The sequence below is a fragment of the Thalassomonas sp. RHCl1 genome (assembly GCF_947387555.1).
GTDB lineage: Bacteria > Pseudomonadota > Gammaproteobacteria > Enterobacterales > Alteromonadaceae > Thalassomonas.
The window spans coordinates 134485-155084 of sequence record NZ_CANDNZ010000014.1; the positions used below are offsets into that span (position 1 = coordinate 134485).

Genomic DNA, 20600 nt, shown 5'->3' on the forward strand with positions numbered 1-20600 from the left:
CTTTTACACTATGGCGGCAATAAAAATACCTTAGTCTTATAGCCATAAACGCCATAGATAAAGCAAAAACCAACTGCCAATATCATCTTCCTTATTGTTTGCACCTTTCTTGACGTTTTTTTGAAAATTTATCCAATAAGCTAAACATAAATCAAATGTACTCAGCCTTTTGGGCCATAAACAAGGAGAAGCTTATGTTTAAGCTCAGCAGTAAAGTTATTATTTGTTCCACCCTGGCATTAGTCTCATCACTTGCCTACAGCTATGCTCAGGATCAGTCACAAAACAATAAACGCCGGGGGCCGCCTCCCTTTAGCCAGTTAGATTTAAACGGCGATCAGGCCATCAGCCTGGAGGAATTCAAACAACACCAGATTCCCCGCGGCGATCATGAGACGGTTTTTGCCAACATAGACAGCAACGGCGATCAACAAATCAGCGAGCAGGAGCACCTTGCCCATAAACCGCCATGTTCGCCAAAAAGAAAGCGACTGGAATGATGCTCTTAATGCCGATAACCCCGGACAACCGGGGTTAACTCAAAACAACACACCTTTTATCCAGCAGTAATCAGGAAATAAAGTTATGGTGACAGCAAATCAAGATACTGATCCCGCAACAACCAGCCAAAAGGTGCGCTCGTCGCTGACGGTCAATAAAGATTATTTAGCCGATAAAAATCGGCAAGCTTTTAACTTATATAAACTCAGCCAGGCTATTGCCACAGAGATCATTACCACCTTAGCCGAGGCAGGTATAGCCCCGAAGCAAGAGCTGCAAGCCCTGCTGACGGCAGCAGGTTTAGATTTCGGCACTTATCAGTCAGGCACAGCTGTGCAGCAAGTCAGGGTTTGCCACCATTGCGCTAATAAGGATTGAAAAAGCAACGCCTGAATAAACAGGCAATAGAGCACAAAGCATCAGGGCTGTTCAGCCAACCATTTTTTGGCGGTATTTATATCTCGAAAAATTTTTGCTTTACTCTGAAGCAGCTCTTCGGTCACGTATATTTGCACACTGTTACTTACCACCACGGCAGTATGCTCACAACCGTTATTTTCAAACCAGGCGTACAAATCTTTGACCCTGTTTAATACCGCCGGAGATCCCAGGGTTTCATCATCAAGTATTTCCAACCGGTTCCAGCGCTGCAGTTGTCTGTTAATAACACTTTGCTGAGCTTCATAAAAAACGGCTTCTATGCCCTCCTCATTAAATGGTCCATATGCCTTGAACACCAAGAGGTTTGCTTGCCAGCTTAAGGTAACAACCCCATGCCTTTTCATATTTTTCATTAAAATTATGCCATCACTGAGTCAGGCAAAAATTCACCTGTTTGTCATCAAGAATAGCATTCTTCAGTGATTTCAGGCTTAAACCCGGCAAGCAATAAGCGCGTCAGTTAAAACGGAGATTCTGCCCGAAACTGCTGGCCGATTTCATCCGCCGATAAACTTTGCTGATAGAATTTAAATTCATCCAATAAACCCGAAAAATAACTTGAAGCAGAGTGCCACTGGCCGACACCAAGACGAAACTCCTGTGAGGTATTAAAAAAGAACTCGGTACTGTCCGGGAAATGGTATTGATAACGCGCTTCACCATTTAAATAGACAGTAGCAAGCCGCTCCGCCCGGTTAAAGGTCAATGCCAGGTGAGCCCACTCCTGCTGGTGCAGTCGGATGCCCGGGTTAATATGTTTTGCATTGAGGTAAAATAATACTTCACCATTTTCCCCTAAGGTTAACGACACATCTCCCTGGCGATTTAAGCGCGGACGACCAAAGGCTTCACCTCCGGTGCTAAAGTCGTTTGCCTTGAGCCAAAACATCAGGCTGAACTCTCCGGTATTATCTATGTTAGCCATAGGATCCGGGATCAGTATTTCATCATTCAGCTCATCAAAGGCAACAGCCTGGCCGACAACTCCTTCAACTAACTCGATATTCCCCTTAACCTCGGCAAAAATCTCAGCCATCACATCCATAGCCGGGTTTGCACCGCTCTCAAAATTCAAATGGAATAAGGGAGCAGTAAAATTATACGTATCACCATCATCAGCTCCCGGTGAACCGCTGCCATCACCTTCTGCAAAACTAAGCCCGCTACAATCCGAGAAATTATCCTCTGCGTGATAAGCCGTATCAGGGGTAAGCACATCAACAAAGTTTACCGGGCCCGGGGCACATACCTGATTATTGCTGATTTCAGCACCGTCACTGTCCTCACCAAGCCTGACCAAAAATAGCGAACCATTCACCTCGACACGATTATTAGTCACCCGGTTATTGCCGGCATGCTCCGGTTCATTGCGCCCTTTGCCAATACTGACGCCGACCCAGCTGGTGGTCGGGTGTTTTTGTACCAGTTGATTATTTTCAACGACAGAATCATGCCCGGAAAGCACAAGGGCAACCTGGTTTTGACTGCCGCTGGCTTCAATCCGGTTATCGGCAAATAGAATATTATTCACCTGCTCACCGACTTTACTGGTACCCGGACCGAGATTAACGACAATATCGGTGTCAGACCTAAACAGGTTTTCCCTGATCAATACCCAGGCAGTGGGATAATTTTCGGCAGATTGTACCGGGTTAACATCACAGTCGTTGAGCACCAGGCAATCCCCCTGGTTATGAAGCTTCAACGCATGCTTATTCGGCGAAGGCCGGGCAAAAATGTTATGGGCGATCACAGATTTAAACGCCAGCGGCACCCTAAGAGCATGCTCGGCCCGTCGGGTAGCGGCATCAGACATTTCAGTGCCCAGGATCATATGGCGATGCGCCGGTAAGTAAACAATATTACCGCCGGATTTACATTGAGGATTTACCAGGCTTGCCAGCACTTGTGCCTGGTAATCTTGCCATAACGTCGCCCAATCGGACTCATCAAGGGCCGTTTGCTTATCACCATTATGCCACTCGGGCACCACGGGCGATTCACAGACGAGAGCTTCAGGGTCGTACATCTCGGCATTACCGGCACCTAATTTTTCAAATCTGGAATTAAAAATACCGATAACATCATGGGGCACACGTTGGCCATAGGTACGGCCGATAACCGCAGTATCAAACTTTTCTATTTCAAGCTTGTCCAAGGTTACTTTGCTGGCACTGCCATAAAGATTAATCCCACGGTTGGCATCTCCGCATACCCGTGTCATGGCAAGATCGACGATAGTAATATCGCTGCTGCCGTCCGCCAGGATCAGCAGATCTGCATAAGACTGGGCACCTAACATTTGCAAGACAGGTGCATTATCGCAACGCCCCTGATGATTAAGGTTGCAGGTCCCGAAAGCCCCGAGGCGACTACCGTTAAATTCACTCAGATATAATGAATCATAAAAGGTGAAAGTTTCGCCACGATGAAAAAGCAGGCGTTTATTGCTGTCAATAAAAGGTGTGATCTGCTGCGCAGAAATCAATGTCTGCTGATGCGCTTGTGCTTCAAGCCGGCAATCCCATTGCTGCTGATAATCAAGATACTCAAAGGTACTGTTATGCTCATAATCGAGCGCATATTCTTTATAGGGATTCCAGATACGTTGCTGTTTTTGCATACTGCCGCGAAATTTTCCCGCGCTCAGCAAGTCTGCAATCTCACTGCCGGGCATTAACTGCACTTGCCGGGCATTTTCCGGGCAGCCGGAAAAGTCTCCCGCCATAGAAAAACACACGGTATTTTCCCCGGCATAAATCTCATCGGCATCACTGACCTCGATAACCACAGATTTTACTACAGGTTCAAAAGCGCCGTTTTTACTGGTGATCTCAACACTGACCTGATAATGCCCCGGCGTTTCAAAAAGATGGCCGGCAACAAAGCCAGTATCACTGTTTTTCGATTGCTGGTTGGTGCTCCAGCGCTGGCCATTTTCATCACCAAAGTTCCAGGAATAATGAACATCCCGGATGGCATCCAGCGGTTGACCATTGAGGATAACCTCTGAAGCATCAAAGTGAACGGCAAGCGGCGCCGGACCACTTACATGGGAACTAATCAACTCTACACGTTCAATGTGTGCGGCATAGGTTATAGTAATATTGCCAAGCATAAACCAGGACAATAAGCTTAAGGCGACAAACGGATTAATACGAAACTTCATAAGACGATCCATCCTTGTTTGGGGTAAGAAATAAAAACTCTTTGCCAGAGAAGGGTTATGTTAGATAACACCTTTTCTCCGATTAACTGTCAGCCTATAAGTATCGACTAAAAAAGATCACAACTTAAACGCTGCACAAAACAGCTTCAACGAAAGCAGTCAGACAACAAGGAAAAATAACATCAGAAGGGGAGTTTTCTCAGTAAAATATCTTTAAACATGACCCAGTCGCCCAGCAGGCTATAAAAGGGATAAGTGAAAGTGGCGGGTTTATTTTTCTCAAAGAAAAAGTGCCCTATCCAGGCAAAGCCATAGCCAATGACAGGCAACAACCACAGCAATAACCAGCTGCCGCTAAAGACAATATAAGTCAGCAGCAGGAGAATCAGCAGGGAACCGAGAAAATGTAACCTGCGGCAGACAAGATTAGCGTGCTGGCTCAGGTAAAACGGATAGAACTCGGCAAAACTCTTATATTGTTTACTCATCACATTTCCTGTCGTTTCCTGGACGTTTTAACTTAGCAGCCTGCTTTAGCTCTTTACCTCAGCAAAATTACTGTCTGCCCGGTTCAAATCCTTCATACCTGGGCAAGTCAGCATCAAGCTCGTCCCAGTTGGCCTTAGAGCCGATAAAATTATGGCTGCCGGGCCTTTCCCTGATATCGGAGTCAAAAATACCTAAACGCACCCGTACCCTGCCCGGCTCTTGCTCATTTGAACTATACACCGGCGAACCGCAGGCGGAGCAGAAGTGGCGGCAACGCCCCGGTTTAAAGGCAAAGCTGGCTAGTAACTCCTGTCCTTGCGTGACCTCAAAATCAGCGCTGTTGACAAAACCATTAGTGGCATAGGCTGTGCCGCTGGATTTCCGGCAAAGCGAGCAATGGCAATGGATAATCTCGCTGATCTCCCCCTTCACCCGGATATTAACCGCACCGCAAAGGCATTTTCCCAAATACACAATAAAGCCTCCCGCCATTACGCCGGTCGGCTGTCATTGAGCGTTAAAAAATAGCCGAAAAAGCCGCTGGATCTTTTATAACCTAAAGACTGATAGAGCTTTTGCGCCTGCAGATTCGATTCGGCGGTTTCCAGGGCAATGCCTTTGGCATTTGTTGCTACAGCATGCTCCTTTGCCCGGTTGAGCAATAAGGTGCCGACACCTAAGCCCCTGGCCTGCTCCAGGACATAGAGATCATTAAGTACCCAGGTGCGCTGCGCCGATACCGAAGAAAAATTGGGATAGAGCTGAGTAAACCCCAGGTATTGGCCGTTTTCATCTTTAGCATAAAAAATCACAGATTCTTCATTGCCCAGGCGTTCACTGATAAATTGCTGCGCCAGCTCAGGATTACTTTGCTGCCGGTAGAATATCCGGTAGAGGTTAAATAAGTTAGCAATTTGTGCGACATCTTTTAAGCTTGCCCGCTCGATTAATACTTCCACGACTGCTCCGGTTGTCATTGGCATCAGGGTTAATTTGCTTCGCCCTATAATGCTAAAGAAGTCCCCGGCTGTACATCAAAATTTATGACATTATCCCCGCCTGCTGCTTTTTAAATAAATAAGCCACCGAGAAACCAGGTGGCTCATCTATCTGTTTATTTTGCTAACGGCATCGGCCGAAAACTTAGCAGACTTCTGCCATCAAGCGGCTTAATCACTCACAGCGATATAGGCGTTTTCAACAAATTTGCTTGCTTTGACGGAAATTTGCTGCCATTGCGTTTGAATTTGACCAACCGAAGCCTGTGCGGTAATGCTGCCCACTAAGGCAATAGCATTGTCCAGGCCATTAACCCCTTGGGTCGCAGTGATCGATTCCAAAATAGTATCAAAATCGCTGTTAATTCCCTGCCAGTGTCCTTTTAATTTATTGATATGTAAAACGGCGGTACGGATTTTATTTTCCAAATCAATAACGCTTTGGTGGGACTTTTGGTAGGAAGCGTAAATATTTTCCTTATAGGTCAACTGTTGCTGTAAAACACTGATATCCGCCAATACCTGGTTGCGCTCCTTACGTGCTTTTTCGGCTTTATCGCCGTAAACACCGGCAACCGAACCGGCAGCAATCAGACCGAAAAAAGGTATCCAGGCATAACTGGCCGTCGTGGCCGCCACGGTAACGTAATGATCATAGTCGGCATTTAACTGCCTGACCCTGGCATTAAGTGTTGCTATTTGCGATTTAAGCGCACTGCCGTCATCTTGCAGGTATTCGCTGTGTGTGGTGCGTAACTGATCTAACTGGCCGCTTTGCCGGGCAATATCTGCGGCAAAACCCAGTAAGTCGCTTTCCGCTTTAGCCGTCTCTGCCTGGCGTGTCTGCGCTTCAGCCTGTAACATGGTAAGCAGGGCAACGGCGGTATTTTTTTGTGCCTCGGCAGCAATTGCATCATTTGCCTGGGCCGCCTCCTTCATCGCCATCAAACTGTCGATTAACGGCGCTATGATCAAGCGATGAATTTCAGCATAATTGCCTAATTTTAATGCCAGATTCACCACGGAAGGATATATGGTGCTGTTCCACTCGTTTGCCGTTGCATGTATTAATTTGTATTCATTGAGCAAGGCCTGAAAATTGCTGAAAGAAACGCTGGACGGGATAGCAAAGGCACTTACCATAGCAGATTGCGTTATCGGTAAACGCAGGGCTTCCTGTACATAAGCCTGAATGGTGTACCACTCTTGCTGATGTAATAAAAACTCATCCGTGTCCACATCCATAAACTGGCCGTTAGCTGCAATCACAGTATCATAGTGTATCGGCTCGACGGTAATTTCCGCTTGTGCCGGGGACAAGATACTTGCACTGATCAAAGACAGTGCGAATGTTGAACGAATAAATTGATGACTTATCTTTTTTATTTTTTTCATTATTATGAGTCTTCCTGATCTCAACCTGCAAACACTTCTGTACCCTTAACAATACTCAAGCGAGTGTCCTGCTGAAAAAGCTGACTTTTCCAGGAAAACAACAGGCAAACAGGCGGATACAAACACAGGTGCAGGCTGTTAATTATTTCAATAATGGATACCGGCAGGGAGTGTTCTTCCTGCAATATCTTTTGCTCTTTTTATGTAACTCACCCATGGCCGCAGCCAAGTGAAAACATTAACAACAGCCACCCGGCAAGCGCCGGGCGGCTGACATTGCGGTGGGCTTAATTCACTTTAGGAATAGCGTTGCCGGAAAACTCCAGGCGGATGCTTTCCACTTTACTCAGGTCAACCGTCGTTGGCTCGCGCAATGCCAGTGACCAGGTCGAGAACGGCGTCGGCTCGAAGTAGGCGAATTCAAACTTATCGGCAATACTGCCGTCGGTAATAATGCTGAATTGGGTATCCGCAACCTCACCGTTGGTTAACTGATAACCAAACAGGCGATATAAAGGATTGGCATTAAAAGTATATTTATTCCCCTGCCAGCGATCCTGATATTCGCCGTTACTGTTAATATCAATGAAGTAATTAGTACCGGTTGGTAATTCCTTACCTTGTAAAACCACCCGCACCGTATCCAGACGCACCCGGTCGAATAAGCTAAAGGCAGGATGATCCTGGGCAATATTCACACTCAGGGCGCCGTCGGCAGCAAAGTCGGCTATTTGTTGCGCATCTGTTATTTCAATACTATTGATATAAAAGTCCTGCGGCGATGGCGAGAAACTGTTTAACGCCAACTCGTATTCGTTATCCAGCGTTGCCAGGTCCAGCTTATAATCGAGATAGCTCTTATTAAGCGACGGCGTGACTTTACTGCGGGTCAGTCCCCAGTAGTTAAATGCCGCCTCATAATTTGCCAGGGCGACAAACATCGGACGTTTCAAGCTGTTCAGGGCACGATGGAAAGCCGTTTCCAGCTCTGCCAGCGCCGATTGATCGTTATCAATATCAGCGATCAGCGACTCAATACGGGCAACCCGGTTTTTATTGACTTCTGCGGCAATGAGCAACTCAACCAGGCGCGACTGCTCCTGGGCAAGATCTATCTGCACCGCATTGATCGACTTGCCATAAACAATCAGTTTTTCCAGCTCGGCCAAATAAGGACGTGCCTCATCTATGCCTAAGCTGCTGGCCCAGCTCAGCTGATCTTTCACATCGATCAACAGCACTTCCCAGGCATTATTGCTTTCATGCAAAGAAGGGATATTAAAATTGAGATTTTCAAAGCTGGTGGCAATATCGTCATACTTAATATCGCGCTTAATGGTATTGGTCAGGTCCGACACCCCTTTTACCGCACTGGTCACTTTTTCCAGCACATTGGCAACGGTTTTTATTTTGATCGACAGCTGGGTCAATTCTACCGCGGTATCGGGAATATCCGCCGCCAGGGCATTTAACCCTTCAACATTACCGACAAAAACCCCGGCAACGGCGCCGCCCAATGAAGCCACCGCGCCAAAAACCTCCAGCGCCACTTTCAGCTCCTGCTCTGTTTTCCAGTTTTCAAGGCCGACCAAAAAAGCAGAGCGGGTAGTGAAGACACTGACTTCCTGGGCAGTGAACTGCTCCTGAATCGCCGCTAACGATGTCTCCAGTTCGCTGATATTTTGCTGTGCCTGCTCGGCAATTGCGGCTTCCGCCACCATGGCATCATTGATATTGGCCAGCATCAGTTCGGCATCGGCTTTGCGTACCGCAACCTCTTTGCCCTGATCTGAAAAGCGTTCAAATTGTCCCTGGTAGTCCTGCATGGTATCCAGGTAGCTGGCATAAGTAGACTGATACAGGTTACGGTCCAGATAAGGGACATAGTTGTCTCCACGGTTGGAGAACTCGACGAACTGCTTTAAGTTAGCCGCTTGCGTGTACAGGTTGGCAATAAACGGATTTTGCTCTAACACCACGGGAGAGGCGCGTAAGCTTTTCTCCACCCAGGTCAGCATGCTGATACTTAAAGCGGGGTTTTGATCATAGATAGAAGCCGCCATATCAAAGGCTTTTTCAAACACCTGCTGATGGCCTTCGACATTTTGCTGTAAGTAGCCGCTTAAATCGCCGCTTACCGTTTGCTTTTGATGTTGCCCCGCCAGCACGGTAATTAACTCGCCGTTACCCAGCTCATGACCGCCGATATTGTCCAGGTTATAACTGCCGTCAGGAAAAAAAGCGATAGTGCTTAAACTGGCGCTCACTTCCTGGGCAAAAACCCCCACCAGTTCACTGCTGTTGGCGCCGCCATCAAGGGAGATGGTACCGCTGCCGCTGCCGATAATGCGTCGGGCATAAATAAATAGTGACTGATTTTTCAGGTTAATAGCAAAGTTATCGGGAATTTCCACGGTATCGGCAACAATGACGATCGTTGCCGGCTTTTTAGCGCCGATTTGCGGATTAAACAGCGCCTCACTTAAGTTAACATAGAGATCCGCCGTCACCATAGACGAAGCACTTAAATGTTCCTTTTTAGCAAAAAACTTCTGGGGCAGATTTGCCGGTTCGGTTAAACCATATAAGTCGGTCCAGTCGGTCGCCTGGGCCTGCATGCCTGATAATAATAAGGCGGTTGGTATCAATAATTTACGCATAAAACTTTCCTTGATCAGGCCAAAACAACAATCCGTTACCACACTTGTCGATAAGCGCTATTTAATTAAGCGCTCAGCAACAGGCACCTGAAATACAACCGCGAAGATTAGTTACAAACTCCTGGGAGTGAGCAAAGAAAACTAAAACATAGCAGGAGCACAAATACCCGGCTTGGTACAAAGCAAACCCCGCCATGACTCAACAGTTATGAGCACGGCTTCTTTGTAGCAGGCAAGTATTGGTAAACGGGCTATTGATCTGGCCAAAAAAACATACGTCAGTAGTCACTGACTCATTTACCTAAGCCGCAATGCCGCTGCAGTTTTGCATCCCGGTGCGGCTTAGGTATTCATCCTTAATTACAGCGCTTCGTCGCTAACCACTATGTAGGCATTTTGAGCAAACTTAGTCGCTTTAGCAGAGATTTCCTGCCATTCTGTTTGAATTTGCGCCACAGAGATTTGTGCGGTAATGCTGCCCACCAGCGCAATGGCATTTTCCAGACCGTTGGCACCTTCGGTTGAACTAATCAGCTCTAACATGGTATCGAAATCGGCGTTAATGCCCTGCCAGTGACCCTTTAATTTATTGACATGGGGGATAGCGGCGCGCACTTTATTTTCTATGCCGATAATGCTTTTGTAGGACTCCTGGTAGGAGACATAAACATTTTCTTTATAGCTCAGCTCTTTCTCCAGCTCTTTGATATCATCTTTTAGCTGGTTGCGTTCTTTACGTGCTTTTTCCGCTTTATCGCCATAAACCCCGGCAACAGGAGCCGCGGCTAAAATTCCGTAAAAGGGCACCCAGGCATAAGTGACTGTAGTCGCGGCTATGGTGACGTACTTGTCATAGTCGGCATTTAGCTGGGCCACCCGGGTCTGGATCTCGGCAATCCGGCGTTTAAGGTCGCTGCCGTCATCAAGCAGGTATTCTGAATGGGTTGTACGCAGTTGATCCAACTGGCCGCTTTGCAGGGCAATATCGGCAGCAAAATTAAGTAGATCGGTTTCCGCCTTGGCGGTATCTTCCTGGCGGGCGACCGCATAAGACTTCAAGATATTCAATAAGGCGATTGCCGTTTGTCTTTGTACTTCGGCACCTGCCAGATCCTGGGTCAAAGCCGCCGTTTTCATCGCCACTAAGGCATCTAATAACGGGGCAATAAATAAACTGTGGGTATCGGCATAATTGCTGAGCTTCAATGCCAGGCTCACCATGCTGGGATAAATCGTCCGGTTCCAGGAATCTGCGGTGGTATTCACTTCCTGATATTCTTCCAGTAACGCCTGGAAGTTAGTAAAAGGCACATCTGAGGGTATACCAAAGGCATTGATCATAGACGTTTCAGTAACGGGTAAACGTAATGCTTCTTCCACATAGGCCTGAATGGTGTACCACTCTTCCTGCTGTAATAAAAACTCGTCCGAACCCAGGTCGATAAACTGACTGTTAGCCCCGATCACGGTATCATAATGCACCGGGTCAACTGTGGTTTCAGCCTGTACCTGAGATAAAATGCTGGCGCCGATAATCGACAGCGCGAATGTTGAACGAATTAACTTATGACTTATCCTTTGTATCTTTTTCATTATTATAACTTTTCCTGATTTTAGCCTGCAAAAACAACGGCATCCCTGTTAACGGCGTGGCTCACGACGCCGTTGGCAGAATGTCTGTTCGGGCAATAAAATAACCACCCAAACTGACACTAAAACATCTGATGCAACCACTTATTGCAGGCTGTTTATAATTTCAAAAGCAACAACCGATGAGACAACACTCCCATAGATATGCTTTTGATTCCTTTGTTTAACTCCCTGGTCATTCCTTGTGAAAACCACTCAAAATCATCCCCTTTATTTTGAGCGCACCCTGACTGAATACGAGTAAAAACGTAGTTGAAAAAGTAAAGCGAAACCTGCCATATGCCGATATACCAATACATACAGGGATAGGCTTAATTGCTCACTTAATCAACGACGCAGATATTATTAAAACCTTCGTAGGAAAAATAAACACCTGTGACGGAATAGCTAAAATTCGAAACGGGAATGATGAAAATATCTTCTTGGAAATTAACAACCTATATTGAAAAATACCGAAAAGCCTAATGATAAATTTGCTCAATAATCGATTTTTGCGACAAAATCTGCTGGTAATGCTCGATAAAACACCTCACTTTCAGTGGCACAAAATGATTCTGCGGATAGATAGCATGAATAGGAAATTCTAAAGGCTGGTAATCAGCCATAATCGCAACCAAACGTCCCTGCGCCAGCTCTTTATGTACCAGCCACTTAGGCAATACCGCAACCCCTAAGTCGCCGAGCGCACATTCACGGATCACATCCCCTGAACTCGACTTCATCACGCCGTTAATGGCCGCGGTTATTTCTTTCCCCCGGTAGGTAAAGTGCCAATGATTAAACCCTTTCCGTTTGCTGAATAACAGGCATTGGTGATACTGTAAATCCTCAACTTTTTCGGGCATGCCCCAGGTTTTGAGATAACCCGGACTTGCGACTATCACCCGTTGGCAGGCAGCAATTTTCCGGGCAATTAAGTTAGAGTCTTCCAGTTTGCCGATACGTATGGCAACATCCAGCCCTTCGCTGATCATATCCACCTTATGCCCGATCAAGCTGACATCAAGATGAATATCCGGGTATTTCTTTTTAAAATCAGGCAAAAATGGCACGATATATAAGCGGCCAAAACTATCCGGCAGGCTCACCCTTAAATTCCCTCTGGGTTGTAAACTAAATTCCTTTACCTGGGCTTCGGCGGTATCCAGCTCCTTTAATATTGACAGGCAATCACTGTAATATTGTGAACCGGCTTCCGTAAGCAGAATTTTTCTACAATTTCTGACAATCAGCTTAGTGCCCAAACTCGCTTCCAGTGCCGCCATCCTCTTACTGACGGAAGACTGGGTCATTTCCATATCTGCGGCAACAGCAGTAAAACTGCTCAGTTGCACAATACGCACAAAAACTTTCATTGATAAAAAACGGTCCATTGCTACTCCTGCTTATTCCATTAACATATACAGTATTCGGTATACCTTATATCCCTTATTAACGGTTATATAACACCATAAAGTCATCACAACAGTATACTTTTATATCACAAATTGATCACAACTTTGCCAACACCCACACCATAACAAGCATAAAGACAACAGTAAGCAATCACCAACAACAATACTGTCAACAGCAAAAATCAATATAAAAGAGCAAACTTAAGCATGACAGCAAGGCTTACCGTCAGTTAAAGCTTTCTTGAGCTCTGCTTACAGCCTACGAAATGGAAATAATTGCAGTCTGCAATGCAAGTTGCCATTTTACCGGAAAGCAAAGCCATCACCCTCACAAAAAAAACATAAAAACAACAACTTAAGACTTGGCCCGCCATTTGAAAGACAAAACTATTCAATTTAAGGAGTATGGCTATGATGTATCGTTTGCTATTAATGGTTTTAATATTCATTGTTATCACGACCGGGATAAAGGCAGCCCCCTTTAGCCATTGCCCCAGCAAAGCCTTTTTATTTCAAGGCAAGCCGGTCACCAGTTATGGCGTCAACCTGGTCACCGGCAGCTATGAGATGATAGAAGATGATCCCGGTATGCATGCCAATATTAACGGGCTGGGCTTTAACGAAACCGACAGGTATCTGTACGGTTTTAATACCACGAATTTCCAGATGGTACGTCTGGGCAGCGACTTTCAAATTGAAACATTAAACCTCAGCGGTCTGCCTGCACAAACCACCTTTTATGTCGGTGATGTTGCCAACCATATTTATTACCTGTACCGGAAAAGCACCGGCTTTTATAAAGTAGATCTTAGCCCGTTAGACGGTGACAGCAGCGCACCGCTAACTGCCGAGCTGATCACTGCCGATGCCGGGGTACGATTAACGGACTTTGCCTTTCACCCAAACGATAAAAAGCTATATGGGGTAGATAACAACAGCGGCATTTTATATCAGTTTAACCCGGATAACGGCAATGCCCTCGCCATCGGCAATACCGGCGAAACCGGCACCTTCGGCGCAGTTTATTTTGATGTGAACGGTTACTTTTATTTATCCCGTAATCAGGACGGGCAGATATACCGCATCGATTTATCTTCGTTAACGCAAAGTACCAGTTCAGCAGAGCTGATGGCTGTTAATGTCGAAGCGGTCAAATTCGCCGACGGCCCCAGCTCCAATCAAAATGACGGCGCCCGCTGTGCCAGTGCACCGCTGATTGATACCGATACCGAGTCTACTATCGATTTTGGCGATGCCCCCGCCAGTTATGGCACTACCTTGGCAGATAACGGCGCCCGGCATTTACTCGACGGTGAAACCTACTTAGGCTTAACAGCTCCAGACGGCGATTATGACGGGTACACCGGCTCTGATTCCGACGACACCAGCCAGGTTAACGGCCAAAGTTATGACGATGAAGACGGGGTTAACTTTGTCACCGCCCTGGAAATTGGTCTCGACGCCGTGATCCGTGTTTATGCCTCCAATAACGGAGTATTAAATGCCTGGTTTGACTGGAACCGTGACGGTGATTTCGACGATGAAAACGAGCAAAGCTTTACCGACATCCAATTAACCGCCGGTTATAATAATCTGGCCCTGCGCATCCCCGACGGCGCCATTGAGGGCGGCAGCTGGAGCCGGTTCAGGTTCAGCCAGCAAAGCGGCTTAAGCTACAGCGGCGGCAGCAGCAGCGGAGAAGTGGAAGATCATGCCATCAATATTTCCCGACCGGATATCAGCTATCGCCATTATCCCGGGGAAAACAGCTGGGTAACTCTGGCTTATGAAGATAAATGGCCGGAAACCGACGACTATGACATGAATGATGTGGTTTTTCGCTACCGCATCACAGAAGTGATACGTGAAAACAAGGTGATCCGCGTCGATATTTCTGGTCAGTTGCAGGCGTTGGGAGCCGAATACCACAGCGGGTTTGCCATACAATTACCCAATATTGCCAGCAGCAATGTCAATCCGCTAACCCTGCGATTATTACACAACAATATCAGGCAAGCCTATAGCGGCACCAATGGCGCCGATACTTATGACATCCTCGAATCCGGCACCAGCAATGCGGTCATAGCGATCAGCCAGGATCTGTGGCAGCATGCCGATAGCATTTGCCGCTTTTTCCGCAGTGAAATAGGCTGCGATCAAGCCACCAGCTTTAATTTTCAGGTCAGCATCCCGTTTATCACGCCGGTAGCCTTAAGCGAAATGCCGGCGGCTCCCTACGACCCTTTTATTTTCGGCACCCCGGGCCTCTACCACGGCGATATTTTCAACTATCAACCGGGGCGTGAGCTGGAAATCCATTTAGCCGATAAGCCGCCGACAGAAAAATTCAACCCCGGTTATTTCGGTCTGGGCGACGATACCAGCGACATCGCCAGCGGGCGTTATTTCCGCAACGCGAATAACCTGCCCTGGGCACTTGAAGTGGTTGATCAGTGGCAATGGCCGAGCGAGCGAAAAACCATTTTACAGGCCTACCCGCAATTTCGGCAGTTTGCCGAATCAAAAGGCAGATCCGCCACCAGCTGGTTTGATGCCGATCAGTCGGACAGCCAGTACCTTTTTCATTAACAGCGCCGTCAACGGAGGTTTTATGAGTTTACTTAATACCACAGACAAACAAACGAAACAGTGGCCTTTCAACCTGATTTTCCCCTGCCTGTGGGCTGGGATGATCAGCGCCTGCGGTGGCGGAGGTGGCGGCTCGGACAGTGAAAGTAATGTGACCCCGACACCGGCTGAAAACATCATCATAGAACAGGAAGAAACCCCTGATCCTGTCAGTGAGTTAAAAAGCCTGGTGATTGATGATGATTTTAGCTTTACCACAAAAACGCAAGTCAGCTTAACCGTCACGCTTGATGAGTATGCCGGGCAGAGGGCTTATGTTTCTTTATATAGCGATTACCGGCAACTGCCCTCGGGTGAATATTACCCCATAGCCGACAGCCGGGTTGTCGCCGGTAATTTACAGCAAGGACAATTTAATCAGGAGTTTACCCATTTAAGCCAACAACCAACCTATCTGGCAGAAGTATGGCTTTATGATCTGAGCCCGCCGCAACAAAGGGAGTTAACCTTGAATGAGAATACCTTAAGCTGGTAAGCAGGATAAAAATAACAAGCAAATAATAACAAGTACAAAGTTTTGAAGTAGTTTTATGAGCCGAAACTACTTCGATTTTTCTTACTGCTTTATGCTGACGACGTCACTTTATTAATGGTAGCCAAAGCAACCGCCACCAGGGGTTCTCCCAAAGCCGGTCTGACATAATTCACTTTATACTCAGAAGTCACACAGTTACCAAACACAGAAGTTGCGGCATAGCTAATACAGTTATCGGCAAGATAACTGACCACACCGCCATGGACAAAGCCATGGTTTTGCTTAAGCTCATGGCGTATAGCTAAGCTCAGCCCGGCATTGCCCTCGGTTAACAGGGTTAATCTCGCGCCTAATAACTAAAAGGCTGCTCTTTTAAAATTTGTTGGCCGTATTCGAATAGCTCATGGTTAACTGTCAAAAAATCTCCCCAATTACCCTTTATTAGCTTTACCGGCAAGCAAAGGATGCACACCCACCTGGAGTTGTTGCTCAATACTGTCAAGACGGCTTTGTATTTTATCAGCGCCCGTTTTCATTGCAGAAACCTGCATTTTTAACTGGCTCACCTGGTTGTGTAAAAGCTGATTCTGCGCCGTAACCTGATGATTGCTGTACAGCAGAGCAGCCAATACCACAAGCAGCAAAGTGACAACTAAAGTGTTCACGCTAAGTAGTTTATTCATTTTATCTCCTTATTTTTTAGTGGTAAAAATCCCCCTGTTTATTAAGTCGTTTTACCCGGCTAAAAAGTTTATTCAATGTTCACTTTTTTCAGCGAATTTTCTCAGCCGACACCTTCCTGATATATCCGTCAGGAAATAAGACTAGAAAAGAGCAAATTCCAGCCATTAAGTTCACCAAACAGGGCTATCTTCACCCGTTTATTGATTTACTTCAAAGGCACTGCAAATGGCATTTGATCGTATCGGCTCAGAAGTTAGTATCTGTTTACTTACTACTTTTTTCATTACACAACGGCCAGTTTGGAGATACGATCATGAAGGACAATATAGGTTCCTGCGTTGGGAATACTCCCATCGTAAGGCTGTCAAAACTATTCAAATACAGCAAAGTTGAAGTTTTGGCAAAAATGGAATTACTCAATCCGGGCGGCAGTATTAAAGACAGACCGGCAAAATATATGCTGGAGCAAGGACTTAAATCAGGCAAAATTAACGAAAACAGCCATATCATAGAAAGTTCATCCGGCGACATGGCACTGGCACTGGCAATGCAGTGTAAACTGCACGGCCTGGCCTTCACCGCGGTAGTGGATCCGCAAATTCCTGCCAATAACCTGAAAATGCTCAAGCTGTACGGTGCCAATGTTATCCAGGTGAAAGAAAGGGATGAGAACAACCACTATTTGCTGACGCGGATAAAAACCGTAAAATCACTGGAAAAAGCCATCCCCAATGCCGTCTGGTTGAACCAGTATAGCAACCCCCATAATTGGCAAAGTCATTTTTACGGCGAAGGCGAAGAAATTATCCGCCAGGTTGACAGCCCCCTTGACTACCTGATTATGGATGCCAACACCTTAGGCGCCATGATGGGCATCTCCCGCCGCCTGAAGCAGGCATTCCCGGAACTGAAAATTATCTCGGTCCAAATCCGGGATTCGCTGCTTTTCCGCGAACCTTGCGGCCCCGGAGAAATTCCCGGGCTCGGCGAAGAACGGGTGCCAAATGTGCTGGAACTGAGTGAAATAGACCGTATGGTGGATGTTGACGATTACGAGTCGGCATTGGCCTGTTATAATCTGCTTGACTACGAAAGCATATTCGCCGGCGCCTGTAGCGGCTCAGCCATCGCCGCCATCGAAAAATTATTGCCGGAGATCCCCGAAGGCAGCCGTATCTTAACCTTGTTGCCGGACCACGGCGATCGCTACCTCGACTTTATTTATGACGACAGCTGGCAGCAAATGGCCAAAGAAAGGCACCTTGATACATTACCCGGCAGCAACAATGGCACAAACGACTGACAGCAAGCGACCATTAGCCCCCGAAAATAACTTAAGATTACAGTTATTTTCGGGCTAAGCCTAAGTCTATTAGCCCCTCAACAATCACAAAAAATTCATACTTTCTACTTACCGCTAAAACCTTAGTTTTTATCACGCCTCACCCGCATTTTCTCTTTTGCACTTGGCTGGTACAGCAGAGAAATACTTGGTATATTAGAATCTTGTTCGTGCTCACCCCGGCAGTTAAATATGCTTCCTTGCTAAAGGGCACGTAGCGTTTTATTGAGTGACAATGAATTATCAACGAACTCGGAGTTGATTATTTTTTATGGACGAAAAGGAGGATTGTCATGAGCCCGCTTATATGTAAATTACGCCGCCTATACACATCAGCAAGCCAGCCTGGCGCATTAAAAGGTATCCTGATATGCCTTTAATTTCCTCACAGCAGTTCCAACGGGCGAAACGCGTATTGTTTATGTCACCACTGGCGCTTGGCGATTTTCTCTACCTAAAAACGTTTCTCGGTAAAATCAAAGCCGAATATCCGCATATAGAGCTGGATATCTGGCAGGACGATAATCGCAACAACAACCAAAGCTGGCGATTATTACGTAGCCAAACCATAGAGCAATGGATCCAAGCGGAAACGGATTTTACCAGAAGCTATGGTTGCTGCGACTCAGCGGCCCGGCAACGACAGCAAATCAACCGGGCGCAAAAGCTTAATTATGATCTGATTATTATTCAGGGCGGCAACCGGGGCCGACAATATTCGGCCCTCGCCAGGGAAATCAGTCCGGATGCCTTTATCGCCACCTATAAAGGCAGCAGCCGCTATTATGGCCTGTTAGACAAATGGGACTTTCGCCACAGCGATAAAACCTGTCAACTGAATAAAAAAGCCTTGCCTGAAAATTACCATGTAACCGACAGGTATTATCAGATCATACAGGCCATTTCAGGTATAACATTAACGTCCCCGGAGATGATGCCGACACTGAATCTTCCGCCATTGTCTGTATCCCGTGCTTCTACCTGGCTGATGAAACAATTTTCGGCTCCCGCCCGCCAAGGGCCGGTTATTTTTTTAAACCATTTATCAACCGACAAAAAACGTGACTGGCAACAAAAGCAACTATTTGAATTGATTTATCAACTGGGTCAACTCAATCCCGATACCCGCTTCATTATCAATATCACCCAAGATCATTTGGAAGAGATATCAAAGGCGGTACAATCAAGCCCGGAATTGCAACCGTTCCAAGTGGTAGTATTCACAGCACAGTCCCACTTTTTTGAGTTGCCTTCACTGATCGCCCAGGCCGATCTGGTGATCACCGTAGAAACCGCCATTATGCATTTTGCTGCCGCTACCAAACGCCCGCTCATTGCCATGATGCGGCAAAAAAAGCCTTACTGGGCACCACCAGCCAGCAAAACCACACAGGTCGTTTATACCAGCAAGAAAAAAGACCATATCAGTGATATCGACGTCGATGTCATAGTGAAGGCGGTTAACGCAATACAAAAAGAGCTTAGCCAAACGGTCTCTGCTGCCCCTGTGGTTTCCGAAGATAGCTCCCTCAAGCAGGCCTGATGGGGAGCGGCTTTCACGAATGGGATAGCAAACAACAAAAGCAGCAGAGAAAACAAGATCTTGCAATGAAAAAGAACTATCCCTGACTTTGCCGGACATTAACTTTAAGTAGCACTTCCGTTAATCATTTTTCTTAACTGCATCCGCAATTCAGATGAAGTTGACAAGTCTACACACTGCATTACGGCAAGGTTGCGGTTATGTTTGCTGTTGTATGCTTCTTGTCGGTATAAATCAACAAACTCACGAATTGATTCATATACATTCAAACCATACTTTCCCTTTTGTAAATACGCTCCTGAAACATACGCGGCATCCTTCGAAAAAACAGAATCAGAATAAGCCTTGCTCAGGCAATACGACACTGCATATTTAAGTTCATCAGTATAAACAGGTTCTTCTTTGATTACTGCACAGGAAGTACAAAGGAACATCAGGGAAATTATTATTCGAGCATCCATAACATCACCTTACTTGATTGTGGAAAATAGCATTTATCGGCACAAAAATTACCGTCCCATAATGTTGCATGGCCTGAGGCATCATCCCAGATACTACTTTTCGTATATTTATATATTCCAGTACAGCTACTTAACAATAAGCTTTTAGCCAATTTTAAAGCTATTGTGCCTGGTTGCAGGCACAATAGCTTAGCTTTCTATTTCCCGGTTCTAGTTTTCAGCAGGGCGACCTAAACAAGCCTGTTTAGGGGTAATAACCACTTCCCCCTGATTGACTACCACATCTACCTTCTGCCCGATAGCAAAACCGGCCTTTCTCAGCCATTTGCCCCTGAGCACAACACAAGGTTCAAGATTAACAGACATAGTGTTAAGACCTATGCCGCAGTTCTTCACCGGCGACTCGCAAAAAGTTTCCTTGACGGTAAGGTGGCGATGGAGGGGATATTTTACTTTTGCCGGGGCTGGCTCTGACGTATGATGATATTTAGCCATGACGGACTCCTGTTAAGTTCGTTTTTGGTTAGCAACCTCTGTGTGGTAATGACACTCAGGGGTTGCGACTTTGCTTGTTAGCTAATAACAATGAAGTAATGAAAAATATTGAAGTGAGTGCTCTCCTTTATTGGTGGGATAGCACTATTAATAAAGACTAGATTGCTGGTTAAATCAGGCTATGTTCGCTTTAACTGTTGTTTCCCCAGAGCTAACTTTAACCAATGCGATTCAGAAACTTCCGCAGTTTCAAA

The 20600-nt window shown here is 46.3% G+C and carries 19 protein-coding genes; 6 read left to right on the forward strand and 13 right to left on the reverse strand.

Annotated elements, in window-relative coordinates; genetic code table 11:
* Nucleotides 1-194 precede the first annotated feature (194 nt).
* Both QL234_RS26580 and QL234_RS26585 read left to right on the forward strand, forming a co-directional pair.
* A complete protein-coding gene (locus tag QL234_RS26580) occupies nucleotides 195-500 on the forward strand; it encodes an EF-hand domain-containing protein (RefSeq protein WP_281560786.1) in 306 nt (101 codons plus the stop codon).
* Nucleotides 501-585: 85 nt separating this feature from the next.
* Nucleotides 586-879, forward strand: coding sequence for a hypothetical protein (locus tag QL234_RS26585; RefSeq protein ID WP_281560787.1), 294 nt, complete (start codon nucleotides 586-588; stop codon nucleotides 877-879).
* 41 nt (nucleotides 880-920) lie between these two features.
* On the opposite strand, the gene QL234_RS26590 is transcribed toward QL234_RS26585, so the two are convergent.
* The 9 genes from QL234_RS26590 to QL234_RS26630 all read right to left on the reverse strand — a co-directional run bounded on the left by QL234_RS26590 (nucleotide 921) and on the right by QL234_RS26630 (nucleotide 12676).
* A complete protein-coding gene (locus QL234_RS26590) occupies nucleotides 921-1295 on the reverse strand; it encodes a hypothetical protein (protein WP_281560788.1) in 375 nt (124 codons plus the stop codon).
* A gap of 107 nt (nucleotides 1296-1402) precedes the next feature.
* On the reverse strand, nucleotides 1403-4111 hold the full coding sequence (locus tag QL234_RS26595) for a LamG-like jellyroll fold domain-containing protein (protein WP_281560789.1): 2709 nt from the start codon (nucleotides 4109-4111) through the stop codon (nucleotides 1403-1405).
* A gap of 182 nt (nucleotides 4112-4293) precedes the next feature.
* Nucleotides 4294-4599, reverse strand: coding sequence for a DUF962 domain-containing protein (locus QL234_RS26600; RefSeq protein WP_281560790.1), 306 nt, complete (start codon nucleotides 4597-4599; stop codon nucleotides 4294-4296).
* 67 nt (nucleotides 4600-4666) lie between these two features.
* Nucleotides 4667-5074, reverse strand: a complete 408-nt coding sequence (locus QL234_RS26605) for a GFA family protein (protein WP_281560791.1) — start codon at nucleotides 5072-5074, stop codon at nucleotides 4667-4669.
* Between the two features lie 17 nt (nucleotides 5075-5091).
* Complete coding sequence (locus tag QL234_RS26610) at nucleotides 5092-5559, reverse strand: GNAT family N-acetyltransferase (protein ID WP_281560792.1); 468 nt, start codon at nucleotides 5557-5559, stop codon at nucleotides 5092-5094.
* A 210-nt stretch (nucleotides 5560-5769) separates the two neighbouring features.
* Nucleotides 5770-6993 (reverse strand): alpha-xenorhabdolysin family binary toxin subunit A, encoded by a 1224-nt coding sequence (locus QL234_RS26615; RefSeq protein ID WP_281560793.1) that lies wholly within the window; start codon nucleotides 6991-6993, stop codon nucleotides 5770-5772.
* A 287-nt stretch (nucleotides 6994-7280) separates the two neighbouring features.
* Nucleotides 7281-9653, reverse strand: a complete 2373-nt coding sequence (locus QL234_RS26620; RefSeq protein WP_281560794.1) for a hypothetical protein — start codon at nucleotides 9651-9653, stop codon at nucleotides 7281-7283.
* A gap of 360 nt (nucleotides 9654-10013) precedes the next feature.
* Complete coding sequence (locus QL234_RS26625; protein ID WP_281560795.1) at nucleotides 10014-11246, reverse strand: alpha-xenorhabdolysin family binary toxin subunit A; 1233 nt, start codon at nucleotides 11244-11246, stop codon at nucleotides 10014-10016.
* A gap of 518 nt (nucleotides 11247-11764) precedes the next feature.
* Complete coding sequence (locus tag QL234_RS26630) at nucleotides 11765-12676, reverse strand: LysR family transcriptional regulator (RefSeq protein ID WP_044833399.1); 912 nt, start codon at nucleotides 12674-12676, stop codon at nucleotides 11765-11767.
* A 432-nt stretch (nucleotides 12677-13108) separates the two neighbouring features.
* Between QL234_RS26630 and QL234_RS26635 the strand changes: the two genes are divergently transcribed.
* Both QL234_RS26635 and QL234_RS26640 read left to right on the forward strand, forming a co-directional pair.
* Nucleotides 13109-15286 carry an LruC domain-containing protein gene (locus QL234_RS26635; RefSeq protein WP_281560796.1) on the forward strand — a complete coding sequence of 726 codons (2178 nt, stop codon included), beginning with the start codon at nucleotides 13109-13111 and terminating at the stop codon, nucleotides 15284-15286.
* 22 nt (nucleotides 15287-15308) lie between these two features.
* Entirely contained in the window at nucleotides 15309-15821 is a 513-nt protein-coding gene (locus QL234_RS26640; RefSeq protein ID WP_281560797.1) for a hypothetical protein, read from the forward strand.
* Between the two features lie 89 nt (nucleotides 15822-15910).
* Here QL234_RS26640 and QL234_RS26645 read toward each other — a convergent pair whose 3' ends face one another.
* Nucleotides 15911-16156: a PaaI family thioesterase gene (locus tag QL234_RS26645; RefSeq protein ID WP_348650737.1), complete on the reverse strand. Its 246-nt coding sequence runs from the start codon at nucleotides 16154-16156 to the stop codon at nucleotides 15911-15913.
* 96 nt (nucleotides 16157-16252) lie between these two features.
* Nucleotides 16253-16504, reverse strand: coding sequence for a hypothetical protein (locus tag QL234_RS26650; RefSeq protein ID WP_281560798.1), 252 nt, complete (start codon nucleotides 16502-16504; stop codon nucleotides 16253-16255).
* A gap of 314 nt (nucleotides 16505-16818) precedes the next feature.
* Between QL234_RS26650 and sbnA the strand changes: the two genes are divergently transcribed.
* Both sbnA and QL234_RS26660 read left to right on the forward strand, forming a co-directional pair.
* Nucleotides 16819-17808, forward strand: coding sequence for a 2,3-diaminopropionate biosynthesis protein SbnA (gene sbnA, locus QL234_RS26655; protein WP_281560799.1), 990 nt, complete (start codon nucleotides 16819-16821; stop codon nucleotides 17806-17808).
* 409 nt (nucleotides 17809-18217) lie between these two features.
* Complete coding sequence (locus tag QL234_RS26660) at nucleotides 18218-19390, forward strand: glycosyltransferase family 9 protein (RefSeq protein WP_281560800.1); 1173 nt, start codon at nucleotides 18218-18220, stop codon at nucleotides 19388-19390.
* Nucleotides 19391-19494: 104 nt separating this feature from the next.
* On the opposite strand, the gene QL234_RS26665 is transcribed toward QL234_RS26660, so the two are convergent.
* Both QL234_RS26665 and QL234_RS26670 read right to left on the reverse strand, forming a co-directional pair.
* The gene (locus tag QL234_RS26665; RefSeq protein WP_281560801.1) at nucleotides 19495-19851 is read right to left on the reverse strand and encodes a T6SS amidase immunity protein Tai4 family protein; all 357 of its coding nucleotides are present in this window, start codon (nucleotides 19849-19851) and stop codon (nucleotides 19495-19497) included.
* 210 nt (nucleotides 19852-20061) lie between these two features.
* Entirely contained in the window at nucleotides 20062-20346 is a 285-nt protein-coding gene (locus QL234_RS26670) for a SymE family type I addiction module toxin (protein ID WP_281560802.1), read from the reverse strand.
* Between the last annotated feature and the right edge of the window lie 254 nt (nucleotides 20347-20600).